The sequence below is a fragment of the Chryseobacterium sp. MHB01 genome (genome assembly GCF_034651565.1).
Lineage (GTDB): Bacteria > Bacteroidota > Bacteroidia > Flavobacteriales > Weeksellaceae > Chryseobacterium > Chryseobacterium nepalense.
In genome coordinates, this window is the sequence record NZ_JAYEDA010000028.1 from 1 (window position 1) to 11,541 (window position 11,541).

The 11,541-nt window shown below is 37.3% G+C and carries 9 protein-coding genes; 3 read left to right on the forward strand and 6 right to left on the reverse strand.

The features are described 5' to 3' along the window. Positions 1 to 207 precede the first annotated feature (207 nt). Together U9K52_RS20795 and ribA are read right to left on the reverse strand one after the other, a co-directional pair. Positions 208 to 1,641, reverse strand: coding sequence for an SDR family oxidoreductase (locus U9K52_RS20795; RefSeq protein WP_322927967.1), 1,434 nt, complete (start codon positions 1,639 to 1,641; stop codon positions 208 to 210). 41 nt (positions 1,642 to 1,682) lie between these two features. Then, positions 1,683 to 2,273, reverse strand: coding sequence for a GTP cyclohydrolase II (gene ribA, locus U9K52_RS20800; RefSeq protein ID WP_248393759.1), 591 nt, complete (start codon positions 2,271 to 2,273; stop codon positions 1,683 to 1,685). Between the two features lie 112 nt (positions 2,274 to 2,385). On the opposite strand from ribA, the gene U9K52_RS20805 reads away from it, so the two are divergent. The 3 genes from U9K52_RS20805 (at position 2,386) to U9K52_RS20815 (ending at position 5,131) form a co-directional block, all read left to right on the forward strand. Beyond that, positions 2,386 to 3,084 (forward strand): SDR family oxidoreductase, encoded by a 699-nt coding sequence (locus U9K52_RS20805; RefSeq protein ID WP_322927968.1) that lies wholly within the window; start codon positions 2,386 to 2,388, stop codon positions 3,082 to 3,084. Positions 3,085 to 3,124: 40 nt separating this feature from the next. After that, complete coding sequence (locus U9K52_RS20810; RefSeq protein WP_322927970.1) at positions 3,125 to 3,769, forward strand: helix-turn-helix domain-containing protein; 645 nt, start codon at positions 3,125 to 3,127, stop codon at positions 3,767 to 3,769. 129 nt (positions 3,770 to 3,898) lie between these two features. Then, positions 3,899 to 5,131 carry a YaiO family outer membrane beta-barrel protein gene (locus tag U9K52_RS20815; RefSeq protein ID WP_322927971.1) on the forward strand — a complete coding sequence of 411 codons (1,233 nt, stop codon included), beginning with the start codon at positions 3,899 to 3,901 and terminating at the stop codon, positions 5,129 to 5,131. Between the two features lie 257 nt (positions 5,132 to 5,388). On the opposite strand, the gene U9K52_RS20820 is transcribed toward U9K52_RS20815, so the two are convergent. From U9K52_RS20820 to U9K52_RS20835, 4 genes are all read right to left on the reverse strand, one after another. Next, complete coding sequence (locus U9K52_RS20820; RefSeq protein ID WP_322927972.1) at positions 5,389 to 8,823, reverse strand: sulfatase-like hydrolase/transferase; 3,435 nt, start codon at positions 8,821 to 8,823, stop codon at positions 5,389 to 5,391. Continuing rightward, positions 8,817 to 9,881: a hypothetical protein gene (locus U9K52_RS20825; RefSeq protein WP_322927973.1), complete on the reverse strand. Its 1,065-nt coding sequence runs from the start codon at positions 9,879 to 9,881 to the stop codon at positions 8,817 to 8,819. The genes U9K52_RS20820 and U9K52_RS20825 overlap by 7 nt, the downstream gene beginning before the upstream one ends. 5 nt (positions 9,882 to 9,886) lie before the next feature. Next, positions 9,887 to 10,243 (reverse strand): response regulator transcription factor, encoded by a 357-nt coding sequence (locus tag U9K52_RS20830; protein ID WP_248393765.1) that lies wholly within the window; start codon positions 10,241 to 10,243, stop codon positions 9,887 to 9,889. Between the two features lie 13 nt (positions 10,244 to 10,256). Then, positions 10,257 to 11,541: response regulator (locus tag U9K52_RS20835; RefSeq protein WP_322927975.1), on the reverse strand; the 1,285-nt coding region annotated here is incomplete at its 5' end.

Consider the following 11,541-nt stretch of genomic DNA (forward strand, 5'->3'; position numbering starts at 1 on the left):
TTTCTGTTCCGTCTTTTAATGTAAGTGTACTCATTGTTGTAATTTTTTGATTAATGTTTAAATTCAAAATTATAATTACAAAATATGCCACTTAATAAATAACTATTTAAATATCAATTATTTAAATCTAAATATAATTATTTTAAAATACGAAATACCGTAATATTATGAGGAGTGTATGATAAAAACGGATAAAATATATGAAAATCAGGAATCCCCGGTGAGCCTTTTAAGCATTCCTTTAAAAATAATTCCGTGAAAAGGCAAAACGGCAAACCAGTATAATCTTCCTGAAATCCCATGCGGCCTGAATACGGCTTTTTGCCATAATTTCCCGCGGTAAATTTTAAACATCAGCCAGGCTTCTCCAGGAAGTTTCATTTCAGCAAAAAGAATCAGTTTTCCTTCCTGTCGATCTGCATATAAAACCCTCCAGAAATCCAGAGCGTCGCCTTCATGAAGTCTGTCCGGATGAGTTCGTCCCCGCCTGAGGCCGGGTCCGCCTACCAGAAGATCCATAAAACCGCGAATTTTCCATAAACTCTGTCCGTACCATCCGTTACTGCCGCCGAGCCGGAAAATTCTTTCGATACATTTTTCACGATCATCATAAGCGCCGCTTCTAAGATCAGTAAAACAGCTGTAATGAGGAACTTCCATAAAATCTTTGAGGCTGGTATCTCTCCTGCTGCTTATAAAACTGTCTTTCCAGCTCGAAACAATTTCATTTGCCTGAATTTTTGCAAGCGTTCTTTTTAAAGCTGTTTCATAGGAAAAAGGCTGTATTCCGGTAATACGTTTTATTTCAGAAAGACTTTCGGGTCTGCAGATTACTTCAATTTTCATACTTCCTACCAATGCTGTTGCAAGATTATATGACGTGGAAGTAATAAAATAAAGCCAGTATGAAGAAAGTTTCGGGGTCATCACCGGCAGTGTGAAGATCTTTCTTTTCAGGTTTCTTATACGTGCAAATTCCAGAAGCATTTGCTTATAAGTAAGCACATCATCACAGCCGATATCAAAACTTTTATGATAACTTTCTTCTTTAAAAAGAACAAAGATCAGGAAATCCAGAACATTAGCGATACCAATGGGCTGACATTTGGTATCCAACCATCTTGGAGCTACCATCACCGGCAATTTTTCTACCAGATCCCGAATGATCTCGAATGAGGCACTTCCCGACCCTATAATAATTCCTGCCCTTAAAACCGTAACAGGAATTTTGGATTCCATTAAAATTTTTTCAACCTGAAATCTCGAACCCAGATGTTTTGAAAGTTCTTTTTCATTTACCAGACCCGATAAATAGACTATATGCTGACATTCGGTAGTTTCAATAAATGTTGCAAAATTATCTGCACATTTCTTCTCAGAATCTTCATAATCATTACTATTGCTCATAGAATGCATGAGATAATATGCCCCGGAAATGTCTTTGGGAATATTTTCCAGAGTTTCAGGTTTCAGAAAATCTACTTCCACCACTTCGATAAGAGATTCGTCGATATCTGTATTTCTTGAAAACCGGCTTGCATCTCTGCAGCAGCACACTACTTTATAGCCTTGTGCAGCGATCACGCTGATCATTCTTTTTCCGATATATCCGGTGGCTCCCGTAAGCAGTATTTTTTTCATATCATATGATTCTGTGAATTATTATTCAATCCCCGAAAAAATCATACCCTTTCGAGCAGATGTCCAAAATAATCTTTCTTTTTGACCAGATAACTTTCATTGACCTCGTTTGAATCGATCTCAAGAGGCAGCCTGTTTTCAAGGATAATTCCACTGTTTTCAAGAGATCTCAGCTTATCCGGATTATTGGTAAGAAGGTTTATTTTTTGTATTTCCAGCATTTTCAGAATCTCAACGGCAACATCGAAATTTCTTCCGTCGGCCGGTAAACCCAATTTAAGATTGGCTTCCACTGTATCCAAACCTTTTTCCTGAAGTGCATATGCTTTAAGCTTATTAATAATTCCGATGTTTCGGCCTTCCTGTCTCAGATAAATGATGACCCCTCCGTTTTCAGCCATAAATTTCATGGCGGCATCGAGCTGCTGCCCGCATTCGCATTTTTTGGAATGAAAAATTTCTCCGGTAATGCACTCCGAATGAAAACGAACATTAACAGTTTTATTAAAATCCGTGTTTTGTGCAACCAGAGCCAGGTGCGGATTCCAGTCGGACTCATTTTCGGAAATTGCGTACATCGAGAATACTCCGAAATCGGTTGGTATATTGGATTGTGCCTGTATCTTCATCATAATAATTTTATTTAAGTGATTTTTTATAATACAAATTTATACTTTATTTATATATAAGGTAAATTAATTTACTAAATTTGAATATTATTTATTTAATATAAAGGATAAGCATATGAAAACCATCGTAATAGTAGGCTGCGGTAGCGGTATCGGGCTTGAAACAGCAAGAACACTTTCGGAAAAATACAATATAATAGGAATTTCCAGAACTAAACATCCGGAACTTGATAATATCAATGTAAAATTTTACGAAAAGGATATTTTATCGGATAACCTCGATGACATTGCTTTTCCAGATGTAATCGACGGACTGGTTTATGCACCGGGAAGTATTAATCTTAAACCACTTAACAGACTTTCTGAGGAAGATTTCACCCATGATTTTGCTATCAATGTCCTCGGTGCCGTGAAATGCATACAAAAATTGCTTCCCAATCTGAAAAAATCCGGGAATGCATCAATTGTTCTTTACAGTTCTGTGGCAGCAAAAACGGGAATGCCGTTTCATGCTTCAGTTTCAGCCAGCAAATGCGCTGTAGAAGGTCTTACAAGAAGCCTTGCAGCTGAATTTTCAGCACAGAAAATAAGATGCAATGCCATTGCCCCATCCTTAACAGATACTCCACTTGCTTCACAGCTGTTATCTACCCCGGAAAAACGAGAAGCTTCAGCAAAAAGACATCCGCTGCAGAGAATCGGGAACGCCGGTGAAATGGCCAGATTAACTTCTTTTTTACTTTCTGATGATGCTTCATGGATTACAGGCCAGATTATCGCTATTGACGGAGGTTTAAGTACCATAAAACTGTAATATTTGATATAAAATGATATTTTTACTCTAAATTTGTACTATGAATACTGATTTTTTTATCGATCTGCTTCATCAGGTAAAAGATTTTGAAAATTCGGATGCACACAAACCGAATTCCAGTGTTGAAGACTTCCGTCTCTGGCTGAATGATAAAAAATACAGGGAAGAAAGCCCTACAAAGCTATTTACCACTGAAGAACATGAGGTTTCGTTTACAGAAAATGAGATCTGTAAGCAGGTGTTATTGCTGGGCAGATATTCCAGACAGCTTATCCGGAAAGGTTTGGGAGAATTCCCGAATCTTGCCAATGAAGAGTTTACTTATCTCTATCGTCTGAAAGATAAACCGGACCTTACAAAAATTCAGCTTATTGAAAGAAACGGCCATGAAAAACAGACCGGAACCCAGATCATTAAGCGCCTTCTGGAATCCGGCATGATTGAAGAAAGAAATGATGCGGAAGACAGAAGAAGCAAACGACTGAAACTCACAGCAAAGGGGGAAGAAGTTTTTCACGAATCGGTAGAAAGTGTTAATAAAACCTCCCAACTTCTTTCGGGCAAACTGGCCAAAGAAGAACGGGAAGAACTTTTAAAGCTGCTAAAAAAGCTGAATGAATTCCACTCTCATCTTTATCACGAGTATAAAAATTCCGGTTTTAATGATATGATACAATTATTATAACAGTTGATTTATTTTTTTGTGATAAAAACTATATTTTACTTACCAATATTTATTTACAGATACAAAAAGTTCAATATATTTGTTTATTATATCATTAATAAGAGAACTGTCTAACCATTCCCCGTTTCAATGAAAAAATATATTGGGTTTTTATTACTCGTATTGCTTCCGTTTTATGCATATAGCCAGCAGGATCCTTCTGCAGATGAATTATTTGTGAAGGCAAGAACTGCCGCATTCGACGAAAAAGATTATACAAAATCAATTGACCTTGCCAAACAGGCGTTGCAGAAAGCTCCCAACTATACGGATATTTCCGTTTTTTTAGGAAGAGTATACACGTGGAATAAGGATACCGGGTCTGCAAGAGCGATTTTTGAAGAGCTTGGCAAACGAGAGGTCCGGGATGAAGATTATTTCATTGCATATGCTTCTCTTGAATATTGGAATGATGATAATACGAAAGCCATTGAAATTGTTGATAAAGGACTATCCTTTCATCCTAAATCTGAAGCATTATGGCTTCTGAAGGCAAGAGCTTATTTTGCCGACAAGAAGTATAAAGAAGCTGAGGATGCAATCAAAAATCTTTTAGCCATTAACCCTAAAAATACGGAAGCTATCAATCTTGCAGTAAGAATCAATGATCTGGCTGCTAAAAATGCAATCAGTGTTAATTATAATTATTCTCATTTTGACAAACAGTTTCCGGACGACTGGCACATTGTAAGTGTGGGCTATAAAAGGGTAACTCCCATAGGATCTGTAATCCTGAGAGCAAACTACGCCAACAAATTTGCGGAAAACGGTATACAGGCAGAGCTGGAAGCTTATCCGAGATTATCTGATATGTTTTATCTGTATGTAGGCGGAGCCTATTCTAATGATGTGGGCATTTTCCCGAAATACCGCACAGGAGTTTCATTAAATGCAAATCTCCCGCACAGCTTTGAAGCGGAAATCGGTTACAGACAGCTTTATTTCAGCAATAATATATGGATGTACACGGCTTCTGTAGGAAAATATTACAAAAATTTCTGGTTCAATATCCGTACATATATTACTCCTGACAATAAAAATATTTCCCATTCTTATACAGGAACGGTGCGTTATTATACCAAAAGTGCTCAGGATTATTTTGCATTCCAGATCGGAACGGGAATCAGTCCTGAAGAATCCCGCAACAATCTCCTGGAAAATGAAACCTTCAAGCTGAAAACCTTTAAAGTAGGCGCCGAATATAATTTCTCAGTTAAACGAAACCTGTTTTCGATAGGTACTATGTATTTCAATCAGGAATACCGGCCTAATGAAAAAGGAAATCAGTTTGACGTTACTTTAGGATATACAAGAAAATTCTAATGTTCATAAATACCTTCAATCATTTATAGCGTAAATAATAATTTAAGGATGGCTGCTGAGCTATCCTTTTTCATTACTTATGGATAATAGTCTTCAACCATTTTCTGCAATGGCACATGAAGATTTTTTCGTAATGACTAGATGATTTTTTTTAATTAAGCAAAAAAAAGTTTATTGAAATTGTTTTCAATAAACTTTAAATATTATCAATAATAACAGATATTACAGAAGATTACACCAACTATTTTACTGTTAACTTATTTGGCTTTTTTCTTAAAATTGGTGAATACGGAATCCGGCATCAGTTTTTGCGTCTGATAGAATTTGGAATTCATTCTTTTAAACTGATCAAAACGTCCTTTTACCCTTTTTAAGACCTCTGGATTATCATAGCTTTCTTCATCAAGGTTATTAAGAATAAAAAGTTTGTCGTCGTGCAGATAGTATTTGTCGGAAACAAAATCCGTGAGAAGACTTTTACTCTGCATGATCGGATAATCCGCTTTGGTGATCTGTACATCCGAAGACAGTCCTTTTCCAACCCATGTTACGGTAGATGGCGTAATAAGATTATAATTTTTCCGGTAATATGCCAGAAAAGATGGTGCTATGTCCAAATGACTTACTGTTTTCATGAATTTTTTAGGCCCTTTCAGCAATGGTGAATAAATCATCATTGGTACATGGAACCTGTCAATTTTATCCTGAATAAGAATTTCCGGCATACTGTGATCTCCTGTAATAAAGAAAATTGTTTTTGCAAAATCCTGCCTCTTACGGTAGTTTTCAAAAAACTGTTTTAAAGCATCATCAGCATTTAAAATGGAGATCAGCTGATCTTTATATTGTCCTGCCCATTTTTTCTGGTCAGCAGTTAAAAGATTTGATGCTAACTTATCATTGTACATTTTTTCATAATACGCTTTATTATTAATCAAAAACGGATTGTGGGTGGAGAGTGTAAGAACCATGTTAAAATATGGTTTCGACTGCACTTTCTGTACTTCAAGCACTTTTCTGAACACTGCCTGATCTTCATAACCCCAGCTATCGCCTTCATTATTTGCAGGAAGCCTTTTATACCCTTCCCCATAAGATCCGATATCTACAATATGATTCACTTTGCTGTATTCAAGATAATTCCTGTAATTATCAAATTTCAGGTTACCTCCATAATAAAATCCGGTTTCAAAACCGTTAGCCTGAAGAATATTGAAGAGATTAAAATGATCCGGAATTTTTTCCATTTCAAGAAATCCGTTTTTGCCGAAGGGCAAAGAACCTGTAAGCGACGGTAACGCAGCAAAAGTTCTTCCTGCACTGCTCAGACCATTTTCCCAATAAAGACTCTGATTGGAAAGAGAATTCAGGAAAGGTGTAAAATTCCCGACATATCCTTTTGGAGAAGTGTAGGCGTGTCCGAAGCCTTCCAATGTGACAAATACAAGATTCGGGATTTCATCGGATTTGTTTAAATATGCTCCCAGAAAATCCTGGGTATCTTCTTTTTTCCAGAAAGGAAATCCTTCGTTCAACATCGTATTGGAAGATGCTATCTTTTCATCGTCACCACCAAAAAATTCTGTAATTTCAGGATGATCACTTATAAAATTTTCTTCATTGGCTTTAAAGAAATATTCCCATTTGCTCTTTCCTGCATTCTGACTGAATTCATTAGCCTTATCAAGCGTTTCAGAATGCAGGGCTTCTGAAGGAATAAAAAATGCAATTAATCCAAGCGACAGAAAAGTTATACCCGGATAAATTGATTTGAAGCCGGAACGTCCTGACATCCACAACGGAACGAATGATACAGCCAGCAAAATAGCAAACAGCGCATAATTTTTAAAATTGAGCATTCCGCTGGCCTGAAGAATCTGCTTCATTTCTTCTTTACTGTAATAGATAAGGTCTGCCCCCAACAAATTTCCCGTTTCGGAAAAATAAAGAAATAAAATATACTGTAAAACAACGACAAGTCCGCAGGCAGCTATTGCCAGCGTTTTGGCCCAGCTTTCTTTAATAAAATTAATGATGAGATACAGAATACCAAATCCGAACATAAGTTCGAAGATAAAAAGAATATTGTCTGCAAAAAGAGAACCTACCACTGCAGAGGTGTCAATTTTTGTAAACATATATCTGTACCAGAACCACTCTGCCAGAATTCCGACAAGAAAAAGGACACTGAAAACAGAGGCTAAAGCGCCCCATTTTTTAAGTCCGTGTTTCAGGATAGCCCAGATTTTTTCTTTCAGCGGTAAATTTTTTGTATTCTGATTAAAACCCTGCCTCGTCATTTCCCCCCAGCCATGAGACTTTTTAAAATAATCGATAAAGCCATTTACACCCGCTTTTACAACAATTGGGTGAAAATAGAATGGTTCTGAAAATGCTGTGCTGATCAATGCAAAGAAGTCCTTTCTTTTACCATACACCTGCCGGCTTACCATGTCTACCAGTATTCCGTAAACCGAATAGAGGAATCCCATGGATAATACCAAAGCAAACAAAACAAAGAAAAAAGGCCAGTTGATGATTCCTAAAAGAAGAAATATGATAAATACGATGTACCCTGAAAATTCTACCAAAGGTCCTAGAAACTCAAAGAAGAACCAGTATGGAAGACTTATCATTCCTAACTTTTTATATTTAGGATTAAACATCATTTTGCGATGTTTCCAGAGGGTTTCTATAGTTCCTCTCATCCAGCGGTTCCTTTGTTTTTTGAGGATATCTTTTGTTTCCGGAACTTCTGTCCAGCACAAAGGATCCGGAATGGTAATTACTTCATACGGCTCATTCCGTTCTTCCATATATTTTCTCATCCTCACGACAAGTTCCATATCTTCTCCTACCGTATTCCTGTCGTAACCTCCGCAATCCAGAACTATTTTCCTGTCGAAAACCCCGAATGCCCCGGAAATAAGAATAAGCCCTGAAGCTCTTGACCAGGCCATTCTTCCCAATACAAATGCGCGGATATATTCCAATGCCTGTGTTCTTCCCAGCAGCGTTTTCGGCATATTTACACTGACTACTTTTCCGTCTTCGATCACACAATTGTTTGCCAACCGGATCACTCCGCCACAGGCAATAATTTTTTTATCAGTCTGTTCAAGAAACGGTTTTGCCAGCCTCAAAATCGCATCCTGTTCCAGGATACAATCTACATCGATACATACAAGATACTCTCCGGAAGAAACATTAATTCCGACATTCAGCGCATCTGCTTTACCCCCGTTTTCTTTGTCTACAACGATGAGTTTTCTGAAAGCCTGATTCCTGCTTTTATATATTCCTTTTATTTTATTGGTTTCGATTTTTCCCTGAACAAAATAAGACACACATTCCAGATCGTAAGCTTCAATAAGCTTCTGCATAGAATCATCCTTACTTCCGTCATTGATAATAATGATCTCAAGGTTATGATAATATAAAGAAAGCAGGGATCTTACATTTTCAACAATGGTCATTCCTTCATTGTAAGCAGGAGCAAGAAGGCTGAAAACAGGCGCATTGGGATTGGCAGCAATAATACTGTAATCGGTAAAAACATTTTCTTTTTTATATCGTAATACTGCTCCGAGCGCGTAAATTCCTACCCAGCCGTAAATAATTGCCACCGCCGTACCGTACAATAAATACAGCCATATAACAACATCATAAACAATGTGTGAAAATTCTAACATACTTTTTCCTGCAATGCGTATTTAATAATTTGGACTAACTCTTCCGAGTCTTCTTCTTTTTCAGCGAGCTCTGATAAATAATCTCCATGCCCCAGCTCATATAGTGCCTGCGCAGCATTCACCTTTATTCCGGAATGAGCATCTCCGGAAAGCTCTTTTTTAAGCAGATCTATACAGCACTGATCTTTTGAGATTTTCATCACCCTGAGAATTTCAATACGAACTTCATCCGGCTGATCATAATAAATTCCTGAAAGATACTGGACGGTTTCCGGGTTTTCCAGCGACATGAGCGTCTGCACGGCTTTTACACGGACTTCAACTGAAGAAATATTCAGTAATCCGATGAGTTTCGGATAGAAATTAAGAAGCTGAAACTTTTTTATTAATTTAAGCGTAAAAATAACAACCGAATCGTTTGTACTTTCAAGCCATTTTGATATAGCATCTTCCGAATCTGCGGGTAATGAAGAAATAGATAGCAGAAACCGGAGCTGCTGCCATTCTGAAATCCTGGTGGGAAAATCATCTAAGAAATGAAGACCCTCAAATCCTTTGAACCGTACCATCGCGAATTGTGCTTCCTGGTAAACTTGGGGTGATGGATGTGACAAATACTGCTCAACCTTCGGAATAGCATCCTGAACTTCCATTACGGTAAGTTCCCGTATTCCCCTGGCAATGAGATAAGCTTTCTTCTGATTCAGCTTTTTCATCGCTTCTTTACGGAGATCATATTCTCTGAAAAGCTCCGTAATTTTATTTTTTGCCACACCTGAAAACTTTTTTTCCGAATCCACAAGTTTCTCCAGAAACAGATTCCTGAATGAAGCGTTTACAGAAAGAGCTTTAAAGTAGATATCTTCCGGGATCTCATCATCCGCATATACAATTACATCAGATATTTTCTTATTGATAACTTCAGACCAGCCGGCTCTTCGTACAGATCTGTTGTATTCTATGATGTTGTAAATAAGTACAATCAACGCCAGCATCAATACCAATGACAACATGACAATAAAAACAACAAAAAGAAAATGTATCGATGAAATTACCATATATCTTATTTTGACAAAAATCTTTTAACCCTCAACATCAATTCACTTGGACTGAACGGTTTTACGATAAAATCCGACGCCCCCAGATCAAAAGCATTAAGCACCACCTCTTCCTGTCCCATACTGGAAAGCATAATAACAGGTACATCTTTTCCCATTGTTTTTATTGCTGAAAGGATTTCTATTCCCGAAGCAAAAGGCATCATAATGTCGGTAATGGCAAGATCAACGTCATTTTCCTTTAATGTTTCAATAGCTTCTTTCCCGTTTCTGGTCAAAATTACTTCATGTCCTTCTTTCAACAATTTATGTTCTATTGTTTTAAGAATCAGTTCATCATCTTCTGCGATCAAAATTAGCATAACTCTGATTTTTTTACTTTATTAAATTTTTTATGATATTTATTCCTCTTTTTACTTCTTCTTGTATTTCTTTATTCATGGCTGAAAAGTCCATTTCTTCTTCTGCCTTCTTTTCCCACCTCAGTGCACATTCAGCGAGTTTAAAAAGGCCGGCAATTCCTCCTGTTCCTTTCAGTTTATGAAGAATCATTCTGGTTTCTGCAATATCTTTTTCCTGTGCTGCTTTTTCTACATTTTTTTCTACCTGTACAAGTTCCTGGATGAGCAGATTGAGAAACATTTCCTTAAAATCATCGTCATCATCCCCAATCTGTTCTTTCAGCATATTGATATTGATGTATTTCTCAGGTTTTATTTCTGATTGATCTTCATTTTTTTCATGATGATCAGTTTTTTTATTATTGCTTCCAACACTGATGTATTTTTCGAGCATTTCCTGAAGATCGGTCTGTCTGAGAGGCTTAGGAAGGAAATCATTCATTCCGGCTTCCAGACATTTTTCTTTTTCACCCAGAATATTTCCTGCGGTAACGCCAATAATCGGAACATCAGCATAATCCGGAAGCATACGGATCTGTTTTGTGGCTTCAATACCGTTCATTACCGGCATCTGGACATCCATAAGAATGGCAGAATATCGTTTTTTCCTGCATTCTTCCAATGCTTCCAGCCCGTTTACGGCTTCCGTAAGATGTGCATCAGGAGCAATGGATGTCATCATTCTGTTATTCAACACCATATTTACAGGATTATCATCTACCAGAAGGACTTCAAGGTTACTCATGAAAGAGTGGGATTCATTTTCAGGATGTTCCTGCGCTGCAACTTCTATCACACTACTTTGCGCCACTCTTCTCAGAGTTTTGTATAAATCATCAGATTTAATAGGTTTCAGAAGGAAATAAGAGTTATCCTCTTTTTTAAATGAATTAATAATATCATGTTCCTCTGAAGAGGTATGAAGAACCACCAACGGTGAAATTTCTTTTCGCTGATTAAACAATTCCCTGATCTTATCAATGGTTTCCAGTCCGGAAATAACCGGCATGTGATAATCCATAAGAATTACATCGAAGCGCTCCCCTTTCAGAAGAATCTGCAGTGCTTCCATTCCGTTGGCAGCCAATGTAGAATCAATATTTTTATACGCAAGCATGTGCTGAAGAATAATCCTGTTGCTTTCGTTATCATCTACCACCAATGCTCTTTTTATCGTCATATCTTCCTCTTCCCTGGATTCGGAGATTTCATAAGGCATTTCTATATCAAAGAAAAATACAGAACCTCTATCCGGCGCA

Bases quoted from the DNA above. Each gene is read 5' to 3' on its own strand.
- U9K52_RS20825 (WP_322927973.1), bottom strand. From the start codon at position 9,881: ATGGTAATTTCATCGATACATTTTCTTTTTGTTGTTTTTATTGTCATG.
- ribA (WP_248393759.1), bottom strand. From the start codon at position 2,273: ATGATGAAGATACAGGCACAATCCAATATACCAACCGATTTCGGAGTA.
- U9K52_RS20830 (WP_248393765.1), bottom strand. From the start codon at position 10,243: ATGCTAATTTTGATCGCAGAAGATGATGAACTGATTCTTAAAACAATA.
- U9K52_RS20805 (WP_322927968.1), top strand. From the start codon at position 2,386: ATGAAAACCATCGTAATAGTAGGCTGCGGTAGCGGTATCGGGCTTGAA.
- U9K52_RS20810 (WP_322927970.1), top strand. From the start codon at position 3,125: ATGAATACTGATTTTTTTATCGATCTGCTTCATCAGGTAAAAGATTTT.
- U9K52_RS20820 (WP_322927972.1), bottom strand. From the start codon at position 8,823: ATGTTAGAATTTTCACACATTGTTTATGATGTTGTTATATGGCTGTAT.
- U9K52_RS20795 (WP_322927967.1), bottom strand. From the start codon at position 1,641: ATGAAAAAAATACTGCTTACGGGAGCCACCGGATATATCGGAAAAAGA.
- U9K52_RS20815 (WP_322927971.1), top strand. From the start codon at position 3,899: ATGAAAAAATATATTGGGTTTTTATTACTCGTATTGCTTCCGTTTTAT.